Raw genomic sequence first — 16358 nt, 5'->3', positions numbered from 1 at the left:
TCGACACCGGTAGCGGTGCCGAGGCTGTTCGGGTTCAGCTTCGAGTTCGAAGAAGGTGAAATCAGGCGTTGGCAGCCTTGTACTCGCGGCGGCGGCGATGCAGGATCGGCTCCGTGTATCCGCTGGGCTGCTTCGCGCCTTCGAGGATGAGTTCCTTGGCAGCCTGGAACGCGATGTTGGAATCGAAATCAGGTGCCATGTTGCGGTACTCGGCGTCGCCCTCGTTCTGACGGTCGACAACCGGGGCCATGCGCTCGAGTGCACTGACAACGTCGCTCTCGCTGACGATGCCGTGACGCAGCCAGTTGGCGAGCAGCTGGCTCGAGATGCGCAGGGTGGCGCGGTCCTCCATGAGCGCGACATCGTGGATGTCGGGAACCTTGGAGCAGCCGACACCCGCGTCGATCCAGCGGACGACGTAGCCGAGGATGGACTGGCAGTTGTTGTCGAGCTCTTCCTTCTTCTCCGCGTCCGTCCAGTCGGTGCTGGGAGCGAGCGGGATGGTCAGGATGTCGTCGACGCTCGCACGCGGCTTGCCCTTCAGGCTGTCCTGAACAGCGAACACGTCGACGCGGTGGTAGTGCGTCGCGTGCAGCGTTGCGCCGGTTGGCGAAGGAACCCACGCGGTGTTGGCGCCGGCCTTGGGGTGGCCGATCTTCTGCTCGAGCATGTCTGCCATCAGCTCGGTCATGGCCCACATGCCCTTGCCGATCTGCGCCTTGCCCTGCAGGCCGCAGGCCAGTCCGGTGTCGACGTTCCAGTCCTCGTACGCACCGATCCACTTCTGCTTCTTCATCTCGGCCTTGCGCACCATCGCGCCGGCTTCCATGGAGGTGTGGATCTCGTCGCCGGTGCGGTCGAGGAAGCCGGTGTTGATGAACACGACGCGGTCGACGGCTTCCTTGATGCAGGCAGCGAGGTTGACTGTCGTGCGACGCTCCTCATCCATGATGCCGACCTTGAGCGTGTTCTCGGGAAGCCCGAGGACCTGCTCGACGCGGCCGAACAGTTCGGTGGTGAAGGCAACTTCCTCGGGGCCGTGCTGCTTGGGCTTGACGATGTAGATCGAGCCGGTGCGGCTGTTGTCGAGCGGGCCGTTGGCGTCACTGATCGAGAGGCCGTGCACTGCACAGGTGCTGGTGATCAAAGCGTCGAGAATGCCCTCGGGGACCTCGTTGCCGTCGGCATCGAGGATCGCGGGGTTGGTCATGAGGTGACCGACGTTGCGGACGAACAGGAGCGAACGACCGTGCAGGCTGAGTTCGCTGCCGTCGACGGCGGTGTACTTACGGTCGCCGTTGAGCGTACGAGTGAAGGACTTGGCGCCCTTCTTGATCTCCTCGGACAGATCACCGCGATTGAGGCCCAACCAGTTCCGGTAACCGACAACCTTGTCGTCGGCGTCGACAGCGGCGACCGAGTCCTCGAAGTCCATGATCGTGGTGACGGCCGATTCGAGAACGACGTCCTTGACACCGGCGGCGTCGGTGCTGCCGATCGGGGAGGACGCATCGATCTGGATCTCGGCGTGCAATCCGTTGTTGAGCAGCAGGATGCTCGTCGGTGCGTCCTTCTCGCCGAGGTAGCCGACGAACTTCTCCGGCTGGGCGAGGGTGGTGACCGTACCGTCTGACAACGTGATCTTCAGTTCACTGCCGTCGATCACGTACTTGGTCGAATCTGCATGCGACCCCGACGCGAGAGGTGCTGCCGCGTCGAGGAATTCACGCGCCCAGGCGATGACCTTGTCGCCTCGGACCTTGTTGTAGCCGGAACCCTTCTCGGCGCCGTTCTCCTCCGAGATGGCGTTGGTGCCGTACAGCGCGTCGTACAACGAACCCCAGCGGGCGTTGGACGCGTTGAGAGCGAAGCGCGCGTTGAGGATCGGCACGACCAACTGCGGGCCGGCCGTCGAGGTGATCTCAGTGTCGACGTTCGCGGTGGTGACCGAGAACTCGGCAGGCGTCGGCAAGAGGTAGCCGATCTCCTGCAGGAACGCCTTGTATGCGGCAGCGTCGATGGGAGCGCCGGCATGATCGCGATGCCACTGATCGATCTGAGCCTGCAGATCGTCACGCTTGGCAAGCAAATCGCGGTTCTTCGGTGCGAGCTCGGTGATGACCTTGTCGGCGCCGGCCCAGAACGTCTCGGCGTCTACACCGGTGCCGGGAAGAGCCTCCTCGACCACGAAGTCGTAGAGAACCTTGGCAACCTGAAGACTGCCGACCTGAACGCGCTCAGTCATGAATAGCCTCACTTTTCCGAAAGCGGAGCACCACATATGGATGCCATGAACCAACATCAATGTTACCTGGGAGTATTCCCACCGCTGTCCGCGCCCTGAGCTGCGATAATCGGGCGCGAAGAGCTGAAACGATCAAGTGAAATTCGTTCTGTCTAGAGTTTGCGCGCGGAAATCTCGAAACCGGCCTTGGTTAGACGCTCGACCAGGACGTCGCCGAGCGCTGTCGATGGAGTCAATACGCCGGTGGCCGCGGGGAGATCCTTGTGGTCCTTCGCCAATGACAACGCAGATTCGCCGAGCATTACCGCCGTCGCGCTGTATCCCGGGTCGCCCTTCGCCTTCACTCGTGAGGTGTATCGAGCGCCGGTCGTGGTCGTGGTGAACACATCGAGCGTGAAGTGCCCCTTCTTCTGGGTGCTCTCGCTCGGGCCCTCGCCGGGCGCAGGCAATACCTTGTCGAGAAGGAAACGCGTCGGAGGAAGAGCGAGTCCGGCGACCAGCGCGCCGAGGCCGACTGCGACACCGCCCGCGATTACCGGTGACACCACCGAGGAACCGACACTCATCACCTCGCTGTACTTGAACTTCTTGCCGTACGCCCACTCTCGGAGCGCATTGCTGCGACGGACGACTCGTGTGTTGTACGACGCCATCACGAACGGTGCCTTCCAACCCTTCAACGACGGATCGATCTTCTTGCCGTCGACCACGCTCACGTCGCTCTGTCGTCCGAGGTCGGGCTCCCGGTCACGATCGGGGCTCAATGAATACGGCGAGGCCGCGAGTTTCCGCAAGCGCGCATCGTCTTTCGACACGTCGATCTGATTGCGAAGCGAATCGATCGTGCCACCGCTCACGCCGCCGCGCAGCGCCGTGACCACCAGCGTTGTGTCGGTGAGCTCACCGGCGCCGTCGGCAGTGACCTTCTCGTGGAGGACGTGAACTCCGAGATCGGAAGGGATGGAATCGAATCCGCAGGAATGGACGATCTTTGCGCCGGTCGAGACCGCCAGCTCATGGTTGGCGTCGATGCTCTCGCGGTGGAACAGCACCTCACCGGTGAGGTCAACGTAATGAGTTCCGGCGGAGGCGCATTCGTGAACAAGGGTGTGACCGTACTTGGCGTACGGGCCGACCGTGGTGGCGACGACCCGAGTTCGCTGCGCGAGCGCCTTCAATGCGGTGGCGTCGTCGGCGTCGGCGATGATCAAGGGGAGATCGGCCGCGGCGGTACCCAGATCGGCGCGAGTGGCTGCCAACTTCTCGAGGGAGCGGCCACCGAGGCCGATCTTCGTGCCTTCAGGAGCATGTTTGACGAGGTAGTCGGCGAGTAGCTTTCCGACGAAGCCGCTCGCTCCGTAGACGATGATGTCGAGTTCTCGGGCGGGCGAGGTTCCAGTCATGGAGCCAGCCTACAAACGCGCACTCGAAAGTGATGTGACCGAGGTCACTCAGCAGGGAGGGGTTCCTTGACGACGAGGATCGGAGCCTCCACTTCGAGCAGGAGACGCTGCAGCGGGCGTTCGAGGAGGAACTTGCCGATGGGGGACATCCGGCGTGTTCCGACGATCAGGAGATCGACACCCGCGCCGTGGACCAGATTGACGAGCGCGGTCACCGGATCGCCGTCGTGCTCGGTGGTGCGCAGATCCCACTTCGTCTCCGAGAATCCACCGGCGTCGAGCGCTGACTGAATCTCGCCGCGAAGAGCGGCCCGATCGTCCTCGGTGTCTCCGGTGTCGGCCGTGTCCCCGATGTTGACATCGTCCAGGACGTGCAGAACCAGCAGTTCCTCGCTTCGACCCGCGGATTCCCGTGCGGCGGCCACGATTGCGGCGCGGCCTTCCGGGCTGTCCTTGTGTACGACGGCGATCGTCATGGTTCCTCCGAGTCGGTGAGCAGGTTCGCAGTCCATTATCGCCTGCAATGCTGTGCCCTACCTGAATTGAGCTACTCGACACGGGGGTTTGGCGGTGACGAGATCGCCACATTGGGGCGCCTAGGTGCTGCCTGTCACCACTGAGGGGTGCCGCCCATCACCACGGCGAGGGTTTGTAATCCTTGAGGAAGCAGCCGTGCAGGTCGACGCCCAACTCGCCCTGAACGATGGGGTCGTAGACGCGGGCTGCACCGTCGACGAGGTCGAGTGGTGCGTGGAAACCTTCGTCGGCCAACCGCATCTTGGTGAAGTGCGGGCGTTCGTCGGTGATCCAGCCGGTGTCGACGGCGGTCATGAGGATGCCGTCGTCGAGCATTTCCTTGGAGCTGGTGCGGGTCAGCATGTTCAGTGCTGCCTTGGCCATGTTGGTGTGCGGGTGGCCAGGGCCCTTGTACGCGCGGCTGAACTGGCCTTCCATGGCAGAGACATTCACGACGTACTTGCGTCGCGCAGCTGCCGCGGCCATCGACGGACGCAGGCGTGAAACGAGGATGAACGGCGCTACCGAGTTGCAGAGCTGGACTTCGAGAAGCTCGATCGGATCGACTTCCTCGACGGTCTGGACCCAACTGTTGGTGTGCGCGAGGTCCGGCAGCAGCCCGCCGGCGTCGATGGCGATGCCCTGCTCGATGCGATCGGGTGAAGCCGACTTGGCGACGAGTGCGAGTGAACTGACCGCGTCGGCGGACAGATTTCCGGAGGTGATGCTTGCGACGTCCGACAGCGATCCGGCCAGAGCCGCGGGGTGAGCGTCGCTCGTCTTGCCGAAGGTCAGGACATCAGGCAGTTCACCGGCGGGAAGCGCACCGGACTCGGCGTCGACCAAGGCGCCGTAAGCACCGGGGGAGCGTCGAACAGTTTGTGCGGCGTTGTTGATCAGGATGTCGAGCGGACCCTGTGCGGCAACGGAATCCGCGAGTGCAACAACCTGGGCGGGGTCGCGGAGGTCGATGCCGACGATGCGCAGACGGTGAATCCAGTCGTTGCTGTCTTCCATCGCCTTGAATCGGCGGATCGCGTCGTTGGGGAATCGCGTCGTGATGGTCAGATGTGCGCCGTCACGCAGCAGGCGCAGCGCGATGTACATGCCGATCTTCGCGCGGCCGCCGGTCAGAAGTGCGCGTCGGCCGGTCAGATCAGTGCTCGCATCACGTTTGCTGCGGCTGGTGGCAGCGCAATCGGGGCACAGTTGGTGGTAGAAGGCGTCGACTGCGGTGTAGCGCTGCTTGCAGATGTAGCACGGTCGCGCCTTGATGAGCGTGCCGGCGGAAGCGCCGGCGGTGTTCGACTTGATCGGAATGCCTGCGGTCTCGTCGTCGATGCGATCGGGTGAACCTGTGGCAGTCGCGGCGACTACTTGGCGGTCCGCTTCGTTGACGGCTGCGCGCGAGGCGAGGCGGCGCTTCTTCTTGAGTCGCTTGAACAGATGGCCGACAGCGCGCTGCATGGTGATCGAATCGGGATGCTCGTCGTCGAGTTCGGCGGCTTCGGAAAGGACCTTCAGGCAGATTTCGAGTTCTGCGGGGTCGAGGCCGGTGAGTTCGGCTCGAGCAGATTCTGAATCGGCTGTTTCCAGCGAATCTGCCTGCAGTGCATCCGACTTCTTGGTGTCTGTATCCACTTCGAACTTCTGTTCCATCTCGATCGCCGCTCGCGCGGACTGTTCCCTGGTGCGGGAACTTCGCCAATTACGAGAAAAGCTCCGGTTCGATGAACCGGAGCTTTTCCTGTCTGTCTCAACACAGAGTGTCCGAGGGGGGACTTGAACCCCCACGTCCGTTAATAGGACACTAGCACCTCAAGCTAGCGCGTCTGCCATTCCGCCACTCGGACTCGGCCCCGATTTCTCGGTGCTGGGAAAGAGTATCCGATGCCATCGCCAGGTCCCAAATCGCCCCACTGCTGTGCGCCTTTATTAACCGCCGGGGGTTAATAAAGGCGCACAGCAAAAAGACCCCAACCTGATCAGGCTGGGGTCTTTTTGCTGTATTCGAGTGTCCGAGGGGGGACTTGAACCCCCACGTCCGTTAATAGGACACTAGCACCTCAAGCTAGCGCGTCTGCCATTCCGCCACTCGGACTCGGCCCCGATTTCTCGGTGCTGGGAAAGAGTATCCGATTAGGTCAGCTGCCCCAAATCGCCAGGTTGCGGGGCATTCCGGTCGCCCGCGTCGTTTGATTCGATGGTAGGAAAGTGGAATGACCACAACCCCGAATAATCCGAATCCGAGCAGAGCCGAAGCAGAAGTTGTCGAACTGGTCAGTTCTCTCATCCGCTTCGACACCTCGAACACGGGAGAACTCGAAACCACCAAGGGTGAGCGTGCGTGCGCGGAGTGGGTTGCCGCGCAGCTTCAAGAAGTCGGCTACGAGACGGAATACGTCGAGTCCGGTGCGCCCGGCCGCGGGAACGTCTTTGCTCGCTTGAAGGGAGCTGAGTCGGGTCGAGGTGCATTGATGCTTCACGGTCACCTCGACGTCGTTCCGGCCGAGCCCGCCGACTGGAGCGTCCATCCCTTTGCCGGCACCGTCCAGGACGGTTACGTCTGGGGGCGCGGCGCCGTGGACATGAAGGACATGGTCGGGATGATCCTGGCCCTCGCCAGGCAGTTCAAGGCGGAAGGCGTCGTACCGCCGCGTGATCTGGTGTTCGCCTTCGTGGCGGACGAGGAAGCTGGCGGAAAGTACGGATGCCAGTGGCTGGTCGAGCACCGCCCGGATCTGTTCGAGGGAGTGACCGAAGCCGTCGGTGAGGTGGGCGGTTTCTCGCTGACGGTTCCGCGGCCGGACGGAACCGACCGACGGCTCTACCTCGTGGAGACTGCGGAAAAGGGCCTCGGTTGGATGCGTCTGACGGCCAAGGGACGCGCCGGGCACGGCTCCTTCCTCCACGACGACAACGCAGTCGCGACACTCGCCGGCGCGGTCTCGAGACTCGCTGCTCATCAGTTCCCGATCGTGATCTCGGATTCGGTTGCCGAGTTCCTCACCGCCGTCGGCGAAGAGACCGGATTGGACTTCGATCCGGGATCACCTGACATCGACGGGACTCTCGCGAAGTTGGGGACGATAGCCAACATCATCGGGGCGACGTTCCGTGACACGGCGAACCCGACGATGCTCAAGGCCGGATACAAGGCGAACGTCATTCCGCAGACTGCCGAGGCGGTCTTCGACTGCCGCGTGCTGCCGGGACGGCAGGCCGAATTTGAGCGCACGGTGGACCAGCTGATCGGCCCCGACGTGACCCGCGAGTGGATCACCAAGCTGGATTCGTACGAAACAACGTTCGACGGCCATCTCGTCGACGCCATGAACGAGGCGATCCTCGCCCACGATCCGGAGGCTCGCACAGTTCCGTACATGCTCTCCGGCGGAACCGACGCGAAGGCATTCGCGAAACTCGGCATTCGCTGCTTCGGCTTCGCACCTTTGCAGTTGCCGCCCGAGCTGGATTTCAGCGCGCTGTTCCACGGCGTCGACGAGCGAGTTCCGGTGGACGCACTACTGTTCGGGACACGTGTTCTGGAACATTTCCTGCTCAATTCCTGACGAGCACGTAGATAGATCCGTGAGCTCGACGCACATCGAGCTCTCTTGTCACAGAAAGGATTCGCATGGCGCACGATCCGTACGAACCATTGCCGAAGTTGCCGAGTTTCGAGCTGACCAGTGACGACATCACTGCGGGCCAGCCGCTGAAGCTTGCTCAGGCCAGTGGAGCCTTCGGAGTTCCCGGTGGCGAAGACATCTCACCGCAACTCTCGTGGTCCGGCTTTCCAGCCGAGACGAAGAGCTTCGTGGTGACGGTGTTCGATCCGGACGCACCGACGGCGTCAGGATTCTGGCACTGGGCCGTGGCGAACATCCCCGCTTCCGTCACCGAACTCCCGGCCGGTGCCGGCGCGGCGGACAGCGATGTCCTGCCTGCCGGAACCGTCACCCTCCGCCACGACGGTGGCGGGTTCGGTTTCATCGGTGCAGGCCCGCCTCCCGGGCACGGTCCGCATCGCTACATCGTGGCGGTGCATGCCCTCGACGTGGAGACGCTCGACGGCGTCACCCCTGACTCGTCGCCGGCGTTTCTCGGTTTCAACGTGTTCCATCACGCGATTGCGCGTGCAACCCTGACCGGGACGTTCGAGGTCGAGTAATCACTTTGCTGTGCGCCTTTATTAACCGCGGGCGGTTAATAAAGGCGCACAGCAGTTTCTAACGAGGGTTCTCAGCTCCCACAGCCTGGGCGATCGACGAGAAACCGGCTGCGCGGACGCGCTTGGCTATGCCCTTGTGGATGCTGCGAGCCCAGAACGGTCCGCCGTAGATGAAGCCGGTGTACCCCTGCACCAGCGTCGCGCCGGCGAGGATGCGCTCCCACGCCTGGTCGGCTGTTTCGATACCGCCGACCGAGATGATGGTCAGCTTGTCGCCGACTCGGGCGTACAGGCGCCGGAGCACCTCGAGCGAGCGGTCGGCCACCGGTGCACCCGACAGCCCGCCAGCGCCGAGTGCAGCTACCTCGGCATCCGGGGTCTTCAAACCGTCGCGGCGGATCGTGGTGTTGGTCGCGACGATTCCGGCAAGCCCGAGCTCGACTGCCAGATCGGCGACAGCGTCGACGTCCTCGTCCGAGAGATCGGGCGCGATCTTCACCAGTACCGGCACGCTGACGGTGTCGAGCACGGCCCGCAGGATCGGGCGCAGAGATTCGACGGCCTGCAGATCACGGAGTCCGGGTGTGTTCGGCGAGCTGACATTCACGACCATGAAGTCGGCCAGCGGACCCAGAAGCTGTGCGCTGGCGGTGTAGTCGGCAGCGGCGTCGGCAGCTTCGACGATCTTGGTCTTGCCGATGTTGGCACCGATCGGCACCGTGACGCGGCGCTGTCGCAGGAAATTCGCCGCGTGACCAGCGCCGTGGTTGTTGAAGCCCATTCGGTTGATCAGAGCGCGGTCGGCCGGAAGTCGGAAGAGACGCGGCGCCGGGTTACCGGGCTGAGCTTGGGCCGTTACTGTTCCGACCTCGGCGAAACCGAATCCCAACGGGCCCCAGGCGTCGACTCCGGTGGCGTCCTTGTCGAATCCTGCGGCCAGGCCGAGAGGTGCCGGGAACGTCAGACCGAAAGCCTGACTGCGCAGAACCGGGTCGTCGACGACAAGGACTCTTGCGACCAGCCAGCGAAAGGGAGCGAACCGTGTCACCAGTTTCATCGCGGTGAAGGCAATGTGGTGGATGCGTTCCGGTGGGACCCGGAACATCAGGCTCAGCAGCAGTTGGTACACGATTCTCCAGCTCTTCGATGGTGTGATTTTGTCAGCGGTTTCGATAGCGGCGGGTTCTGGTCGTCTGTTGAACGATCAGTGCTGAATGCCGTCCGGATCGGTCACGTGCAGCGGCGTCTTCTTTCGCTTGAGCAGCACGCGACGACTGCCGTCGGGGTAGAGACGGACTCGGGAGAGTTCCCACCCGCCGAACTCGGCGGAGATCGCCAGACGCATCGACGCCGTGACCCGCGAAACGTTCGGCGGTAGCCGGAGCGGCACATAGTCGAACTTGTCGTCCGACGTCTCCCACTGCGCGGGGATCCCGCGCGTACGCTTTTCCATCAGTTCTCCCGTGACGGGATGACCTGCAGCCCGTCACCGGTTGCCGATCCGACGATCAGATTGCCGTTGGAAGAGTCTACGGCCAACGAATTCGGCTGTCGCACCGTCTTGAACCGTCCGGTCTCCACGGGGATGCCGGACGACAGATCGAAGCCGACCACTTCGTTGGTCGCGGTCAGTGTCACCCACACCCGATCCGCGGTCTCGTCGTAGGCGATGGCGTATGGCGACTCGCCGACGGGGTAGCGCTGGTGCATCAGGAGCGGATCGGCCGTGAAGACGAGCAGTTCGTTGCCGGTGGTGTCGGTGACAAGGATGCGTCCGAAGCGATCGGTGGCCAGATGAGTTGCGCCCTCACCGGCGCGAAGAGCGACGCCGAGTTTGCCGTCTTCGAGATTGATCGCCGTCAGCGAGGTCTGACGGTGATCGAGGGCGCTCAGGTTGTCGCCGGTCACCGCAAGTTCGTCGACGGATGCAAACCCCGAAACCGTCTGTGACTGATCGGCCTTCGGGTCGACGATGTGAACTGAACCATTGTCCGTGCCGATCGCGATGCGGCCGTCGGTCAGCTCGACCGCGGAGTTCGCCTGGCCGTCGACCGGTATGGACGTCTGTTCGCCCGATGTCAGATTCAGCTTCACTACCTGGCGATCCATCGCCAGCAGAGCGCTACCGTCGGAGCCGATCGAAACGTCGCGTACGTCTGAATCCAGAGCTATCGGACGACCTGCGGAGGCGGGGTCGGCGCCGGCCAAACTGTCCGAAGGAACGACCAGCACCGATCGTGGGTCGTTGGCAACCAGAACAGCGCTGCGCGTGATCGGGTCGAATGTGATGGAATCGATCAGACCTGAATACGGGTGAACCACGCCGTCCGGGGTGCTGGTGGTGGCCGGTGAGACCGCTGCCGTAGCGGGATCGATCGTGATGAGGTCGTCTCCGCCATCTCCGGAAGAACATCCTGTGACCAGCAGAACCGCCGCCCCCATTGCTGCTGCAGTGGTGCGGATCCCTAGGCGAGCCATGTGTAGTTCCTCTTTTTCTTGTCATCTGTTCTTCACGCAGTGCGACTGTCATCGATCATCCCTGATCGCAGTCGGGCGCCGTTCATCGCGTCGAGGAACTACCGACCATTCCGCTCACACCCTTGACGCGATACCGTACGAACAGCGGTTGCGGTTGACGCTGCAATCACCGAGGAGATCATTGTGATTCCCACAGAACCCACCGATTCCGGCGCACAGCCGCCCGAACCGGCGCGGCCGGGCTTCGAGATCGAGGACCTCACCGTCGGCGCTCATGCACACGGTTTCGGCAGGTCCGACGGTCGAACTTTCGCGTTCCGCGTACGCAAGAGCGTGCTGTTCGTCGAGGTATACGGCGAATACTGCGAGCACAGTGTGCCGACCCCTTCGGACGTTGTCGCCACGGCGGAGCGATCGGTCACCGACATCGATCTGACCGACGAGCGAAGCATCGCCGGTGTGGTCCGCGACGCAGTTCTCTCGACCGAGACTGATTGGTCACATCCGGACGTCGGTGACGGCGTTCGTCACGGCGAGGGTCGCAGCCTGCCGACGGTGAGAGCAGTCCTGAACAGGCTGGGATCGATCATCGATTCAGTTCGGTGAATTCTCGGCGCGGGATGACCAGCGTTGCTCCGGTTGTCGGATGCGGGAACACCTCGACCGGATAACCGTAGACGCGGGTCAGAAGCTCTTCGTGTAGCACCGATTCCGGGGGACCGTCTGCGGCGATGCGTCCATTCTCGAGTACGACGATTCGGTCGGCATACGCCGCTGCCAACGCGAGATCGTGCAAAACGACGACGACGGCATCGCCGTCCGCAGCGCGAGCGCGCGCCACGGACATCACCGCTTCCTGGTGTCCGAGATCGAGTGCTGCAGTCGGCTCGTCCAGCAGGATGGTCGACGTTTCCTGTGCCAGTACCCGGGCAAGAGCGACCCGCGCCTGCTCGCCACCGGACAGCACGGCGAATGGCCGATTGGCGAACCCCTCGACATCGCAGGTCTTCATCGCCGCGGTGATAGCAGCGCCGTCGCGGTCTTCTCGGCGCGTTCCGGCCCATGGCGCACGTCCCATGCGAACGACCTGGCGAGCGCTGAACGAAAATCCGATGGTGTGTTTCTGGGGGAGCACCGCGCGTCGGCGCGCCATGTCGATCGGCGACCACTGAGTGAGGTCAGTGCCTTCGACGTCAACCCGCCCAGCGATGACGGGCTGATCACCGGCCAACGCCGCAAGAAGAGTCGACTTACCGGCGCCGTTCGGTCCGACGAGGACGACGAGCTCGCCTGCCCGGACTTCGATGGATACGCCTTCGAGAATGTGTCGACCACCGCGTTCGACGGTGATGTCGCGCGCTTCGAGGGTGACATCACCGACGCCAGGGCCTTCCGGTTCGGGGGCGACGCGGCCGAACAGTTCGCGCCAGTTTCTTACGAGGCTGCTCATGCCCACCCGCCCTGTTGCGCGCGTGTTCGTCGGAGAAGCCAGAAGAAGAAGGGGCCGCCAACTAGAGCAGTCAGCATTCCGAGGGGCAGGTCTGCGTTGTCGATCAGCGACCGCGAGCCGAGATCTGCGACAAGCAGAACCAGTGCGCCGGCAAGGGCGCTCGCCGGAATCAGCGCGCGGTGGCCGGGGCCGACAAGAATGCGCATCAGGTGCGGAACGATCAGTCCGACGAAGAGGATGATGCCGGTGAAGGCAACACTCGCCGAGACCAGGAGAGCGACGATCAGAACCGCGAACTGGCGCAGCCGTTCGACGTTGACACCCAGGTGACGAGCTGCATGTTCACCGAGTGCGAGAAGGTCCAGACGCGGAGCGATCATGACCGTCGCGGCAATTCCGACAACGGTCATCGGCGCCACGATCATGACGGCATTCCACGACGCTCCATTGAGTGAGCCGAGTTGCCAGAACACGATCTGATCGCGAGCGGACGGGCTGGCGACGAAGGTGAAGAACGCGATGAGTCCGCCGGCGAACGCATTGATCGCGACGCCGGTCAGCACCAATGTCACTACTTCGGTTCGGCCTTCGTGGCGCGCAAGCAGGTAGACCGCCGCGGTGGTGAACAGCCCGGCGACGAACGCCGCCGCAGCAACGGCCCAGCCGGCCACGAACGTGCCGCCGACGACGATGACAGCGCTCGCGCCAACTGCAGCGCCCGCGGACACTCCGATCACCCCGGGCTCCGCGAGTGGATTGGAGAACACACCCTGCAGGAGCGCACCGGAACATCCCAGCGCCGCGCCGACACAGATGGCGAGCACGACGCGGGGGAAACGAACCTCCCACAAAGTCACTTCACCGCTGGGATGGGCGGGCATCGGACCGAGATCGAGCCCGATGCGGTGCAGAATGCTGCCCAAAACCTCGAGAGGCGATGTCGGAACTTGACCGATGCACGCCGACAGCACTGCGACGATCACCAGGGCGAGAGTCAAGCTGACCAGAACCGCACTCACCCGCGACCGCGACGCGGGGCCAGACGCCGACTTGTCGGCGCCCCCGACGTCATGTGAATCCTCGGCTGCGGACACAGACTTACCTGCTTCGGAACTACCTGTTTCTGTACTCACGAATCAGCACTCACAAATCTTTGCTCACGATCCACTGGGCTCGTAGATCGCTTCGGCGAGTGCCGCCATGACGCGTCCGGTGTTGGGCCCGAAGCTGAGCAGGACACCGTCCTCCATGTCGACTACTCGTTTGCTCTTTCCGGCCGGCGTCTGAGCGATTCCGGGGACCTTTTCGAGGCCGTCGATTCCGCCGATCGATGCCAATCCGTCCGTCATCATCAGCAGAGCGTCAGGCGCCGCGGCGATGAGCGCTTCGCTGGTGATGGGTACGAACTGTTGTGTGATGCCCGAGGCGGTACCCGCATCTGTGGCGCCGAGGGCCTCGATCAAGGAATCGGCACCCGAACCTTCACCGCCGATCATGGTGATGGCCGATCCGCGCATGTAGAGGAACGCGATCTTCAGTGGATCGCCGTCGTTGGGAACCAGATCGCGCGCAGCAGCGATCTCCGATTCGGTTCGATCGATCAGCGCTGCGCCCTGGGCCGGAACGCCGAGCGCGTCGGCGACTGCTTGGATCTGCCCCGGCACACCTTCGAGGGTTCGGGTCGGGTCGAAGAACACCACGGGAACACCGGCGGCGCGCAACTGATCCTGGACGCTCTTGGGCCCGATGCTCGTGTCAGTGAGAACCACGGTGGGATTCAAATCGAGGATGGCTTCGGTATTGAGCGATTGGCCGCCGACCGTGACAACCGGTACGTCCGCGACCGCGGGGAACTTGGCGGCGGTGTCGCGGCCGACAAGGTTGTCACCGAGGCCGAGCGCCACCGTTGTCGTTGCGAGCGTCCCGTAGCGGTCGGCCGCAACGATCCGGCTGTTGTCGGTGATGGTCACGTCGACGCCGTCGAAGCTCTTCACCGTCACGGGCAGCGTTGCGGTCGGGTTGTCGGACACGGGAACCGGGCTGGAATCTTCGAGTACTGCGGTCCGGGCACCCTGAGATGTCGTGGAGTTGTCGCTGGATCCGCAAGCCACCAGACCGAAACCGGCTGCTGCGACCAGTGCCGCCGCGGCCAAGCGCTTCATCATTTGACGAGGTAGCTCTCGATGTCGCCTTCGAGGTCGGCGAACAGGTCACCGTTGAGGCGGTACGCCAGATTCACCTCGTCGATGAAACGCTGCTGTTCTTCGGCCGGAATCTGCAGCGCATCCAGATTCGAGCGGTAGTCGTCCTTGAAAGGCTTCGGCTTGGGGATGCCTTCGAAGATGTAGAAGCGAAGTCCGTCGGTCTCGAATCCGTAGGCGCGCTCGAGCATCCGGCGGATGATCTGTCCGCCCGAGAGGTCACCCATGTATCGCAGGTAGTGATGTGCGACGAAGCCGGCGGGCCAGTCGAACGCCACTTCCTTCAGTCGGGCGATGTAACGCTCGGTTGCCGGCAAGGCCACGAGTTCGTCGCGCCAGTTCGGTCCGCCGAGGAACTCGAGATCGGCTTCGAGCGAAGCCACCCGCAACAGATCCTCGGACAGGAACGGAGCGACCAACTCGTTGTCGGCGTGTGTGCGGCCGGCCTCTTCGAGGCTCGTGTAGACGAGGTACGTCTGTCCCAGAAGAGCGGCGTAGCCAGCCGTGGTCAGCTCACCGCCGAGAAGCGCGCCTACGAATCGGGACTGCTCCGTCTCGCGGTGTGCTGCGTCCGTCTCGGTCTTGATTCGTTCGGAGAAGGCGGGGCCTGCGTCTGCGGAAAGGCTGTCTACGTCGAGCGTGGTCATTGATTCTCCTGAGGCTGTAGTCAAGCGTTGCCTACTAGGTTAGCCTGCCCTCGCCAACACGATACCTTCGGTATTTCGATCAGCGGGACAGATCAAGCGCTCACATCGTCGAGAGCCGCGGCAATCGCTTTCGGAAGTTCCAATTCTTCGGTTGCCAGTACTCCTGTCAACTGGGCGAGATCCCGCGTGCCGACGACGGCGCTGGCCACCCCGGCGCGATCGCGCGCCCAGGCCAGTGCCACCGCCAGTGGGGAAGTACCCAGACCGTCGGCGGCGGTAACGACGGCGTCGACCACCCGGATCGAGGAATCGGTCAGATAACTCTGCACATCCTGCGAATGTGCTTCGTCGGCGCCGCGGGAATCGACGGGAATGCCGTCGCGGTACTTTCCGGTCAGAACACCGCCCGCGAGGGGTACTGCGGCGAACACTCCGACGCCGTGGTGGGCCGCCGCTGCGAACAATTCTTCCTCGACGCCGCGCGCGAGCAACGAGTACTCGGCCTGCGTCGCGGCGAGTGTTGTTGCGCCACCGGCTCCGACGGCCGTCGCGAGCTGCCAGCCGAGGTAGCCGCGCACGCCCACATACCGCACCTTGCCGCTCGAGACCGCGTAGTCGAGGGTTGCTGCAACCTCGTCGACGGGCGTGAGCGGATCCCAGGTTGCGACCTGCCACATGTCGAGGAAGTCGGTTCCGAGTTCACGAAGAGTCGCGTCGAGCTGGCGGAGCAATCCGCGCCGCGAGCAGTCGACGCGGTCGGTGCCGATCGGAGTGGGATCGATGCCGGCGCTCGAGCTGATGATGAGTTCGTCACGTGGAACGACGTCGTCGAGCAACTCGGCGAGGATCCGTTGCGCCGCACCGGCGCCGTATGCGGGCGAGGTGTCGACCAAGGTTCCGCCGGCCTCGGCGAATGCGAGCAGCTGCGCCGCAGCCTCGTCGCCGTCCGTGTCGCGTCCCCATGTCAGTGTGCCGAGCCCAAGTCGCGAGACCCGAAGTCCGCTCGTTCCGACAGATCTGTGCTTCATAACCGCCTGCATCTCGCGCCCGACTCGTGTGCGCAAGTGCGGCACCCGAGAGATCTCACCACGTGCAGACTAGTAGGCGCTCGCCTCGAGTCGGGGTATTCGGACACGGACGTGCCGGGCGCGGCGCGGCGCCGTGGGCCCCGGTAGCGTGGCGCCGGTGAAACGTGAACCCGACACACGAAACCTGTGTGCAGTAACCCCATTCGAATCAGCCGG

The 16358-nt window shown here is 63.5% G+C and carries 15 protein-coding genes and 2 tRNA genes; 3 read left to right on the top strand and 14 right to left on the bottom strand.

What is annotated here, in order from left to right:
• Positions 1 to 61: 61 nt before the first annotated feature.
• The 6 genes from ACKAMS_RS23695 to ACKAMS_RS23670 form a co-directional block, all read right to left on the bottom strand.
• A complete protein-coding gene (locus ACKAMS_RS23695) occupies positions 62 to 2245 on the bottom strand; it encodes a malate synthase G (protein ID WP_134999312.1) in 2184 nt (727 codons plus the stop codon).
• Positions 2246 to 2397: 152 nt separating this feature from the next.
• Entirely contained in the window at positions 2398 to 3648 is a 1251-nt protein-coding gene (locus ACKAMS_RS23690) for a trans-acting enoyl reductase family protein (RefSeq protein ID WP_021344351.1), read from the bottom strand.
• Positions 3649 to 3692: 44 nt separating this feature from the next.
• Positions 3693 to 4124 carry a universal stress protein gene (locus tag ACKAMS_RS23685; protein ID WP_182261219.1) on the bottom strand — a complete coding sequence of 144 codons (432 nt, stop codon included), beginning with the start codon at positions 4122 to 4124 and terminating at the stop codon, positions 3693 to 3695.
• Positions 4125 to 4281: 157 nt separating this feature from the next.
• Positions 4282 to 5823 carry an SDR family NAD(P)-dependent oxidoreductase gene (locus ACKAMS_RS23680; protein ID WP_074447104.1) on the bottom strand — a complete coding sequence of 514 codons (1542 nt, stop codon included), beginning with the start codon at positions 5821 to 5823 and terminating at the stop codon, positions 4282 to 4284.
• A gap of 108 nt (positions 5824 to 5931) precedes the next feature.
• Positions 5932 to 6017 (bottom strand) — tRNA-Leu (locus ACKAMS_RS23675).
• A gap of 162 nt (positions 6018 to 6179) precedes the next feature.
• Positions 6180 to 6265: transfer RNA gene (locus ACKAMS_RS23670), tRNA-Leu, on the bottom strand.
• Positions 6266 to 6383: 118 nt separating this feature from the next.
• Here ACKAMS_RS23670 and ACKAMS_RS23665 point away from each other — a divergent pair.
• Together ACKAMS_RS23665 and ACKAMS_RS23660 are read left to right on the top strand one after the other, a co-directional pair.
• A complete protein-coding gene (locus ACKAMS_RS23665; RefSeq protein ID WP_003946170.1) occupies positions 6384 to 7736 on the top strand; it encodes a M20/M25/M40 family metallo-hydrolase in 1353 nt (450 codons plus the stop codon).
• Positions 7737 to 7801: 65 nt separating this feature from the next.
• Positions 7802 to 8338: a YbhB/YbcL family Raf kinase inhibitor-like protein gene (locus tag ACKAMS_RS23660; protein ID WP_007733394.1), complete on the top strand. Its 537-nt coding sequence runs from the start codon at positions 7802 to 7804 to the stop codon at positions 8336 to 8338.
• A 58-nt stretch (positions 8339 to 8396) separates the two neighbouring features.
• Here the strand turns inward: ACKAMS_RS23660 and ACKAMS_RS23655 are convergent, their stop codons facing one another.
• The 3 genes from ACKAMS_RS23655 to ACKAMS_RS23645 all read right to left on the bottom strand — a co-directional run bounded on the left by ACKAMS_RS23655 (position 8397) and on the right by ACKAMS_RS23645 (position 10816).
• Complete coding sequence (locus tag ACKAMS_RS23655; protein ID WP_408989617.1) at positions 8397 to 9467, bottom strand: quinone-dependent dihydroorotate dehydrogenase; 1071 nt, start codon at positions 9465 to 9467, stop codon at positions 8397 to 8399.
• Between the two features lie 75 nt (positions 9468 to 9542).
• On the bottom strand, positions 9543 to 9791 hold the full coding sequence (locus ACKAMS_RS23650; protein WP_003946171.1) for a DUF5703 family protein: 249 nt from the start codon (positions 9789 to 9791) through the stop codon (positions 9543 to 9545).
• Positions 9791 to 10816: a YncE family protein gene (locus tag ACKAMS_RS23645; RefSeq protein WP_408989616.1), complete on the bottom strand. Its 1026-nt coding sequence runs from the start codon at positions 10814 to 10816 to the stop codon at positions 9791 to 9793. Before ACKAMS_RS23645 ends, ACKAMS_RS23650 begins: the two co-directional genes overlap by 1 nt.
• A 183-nt stretch (positions 10817 to 10999) precedes the next feature.
• Between ACKAMS_RS23645 and ACKAMS_RS23640 the strand changes: the two genes are divergently transcribed.
• On the top strand, positions 11000 to 11422 hold the full coding sequence (locus tag ACKAMS_RS23640; RefSeq protein WP_408989615.1) for a hypothetical protein: 423 nt from the start codon (positions 11000 to 11002) through the stop codon (positions 11420 to 11422).
• Here ACKAMS_RS23640 and ACKAMS_RS23635 read toward each other — a convergent pair.
• From ACKAMS_RS23635 to ACKAMS_RS23615, 5 genes are all read right to left on the bottom strand, one after another.
• Positions 11403 to 12266 carry a heme ABC transporter ATP-binding protein gene (locus ACKAMS_RS23635; protein WP_408989614.1) on the bottom strand — a complete coding sequence of 288 codons (864 nt, stop codon included), beginning with the start codon at positions 12264 to 12266 and terminating at the stop codon, positions 11403 to 11405. The two genes, ACKAMS_RS23640 and ACKAMS_RS23635, sit on opposite strands and share 20 nt — an antisense overlap.
• Entirely contained in the window at positions 12263 to 13360 is a 1098-nt protein-coding gene (locus ACKAMS_RS23630; RefSeq protein WP_020907826.1) for an iron ABC transporter permease, read from the bottom strand. Before ACKAMS_RS23630 ends, ACKAMS_RS23635 begins: the two co-directional genes overlap by 4 nt.
• 63 nt (positions 13361 to 13423) lie before the next feature.
• Complete coding sequence (locus ACKAMS_RS23625; RefSeq protein WP_408989613.1) at positions 13424 to 14431, bottom strand: hemin ABC transporter substrate-binding protein; 1008 nt, start codon at positions 14429 to 14431, stop codon at positions 13424 to 13426.
• Positions 14428 to 15114, bottom strand: coding sequence for a heme oxygenase (biliverdin-producing) (locus ACKAMS_RS23620; RefSeq protein ID WP_003946162.1), 687 nt, complete (start codon positions 15112 to 15114; stop codon positions 14428 to 14430). The genes ACKAMS_RS23625 and ACKAMS_RS23620 overlap by 4 nt, the downstream gene beginning before the upstream one ends.
• 92 nt (positions 15115 to 15206) lie before the next feature.
• Entirely contained in the window at positions 15207 to 16142 is a 936-nt protein-coding gene (locus ACKAMS_RS23615) for an aldo/keto reductase (protein WP_003946175.1), read from the bottom strand.
• Between the last annotated feature and the right edge of the window lie 216 nt (positions 16143 to 16358).

Source organism: Rhodococcus sp. 5A-K4 (genome assembly GCF_046097995.1).
Lineage (GTDB): Bacteria > Actinomycetota > Actinomycetes > Mycobacteriales > Mycobacteriaceae > Rhodococcus_F > Rhodococcus_F erythropolis.
Note: the sequence above shows the minus strand (reverse complement) of the source record. Positions and strands in the feature narration are given on the sequence as shown.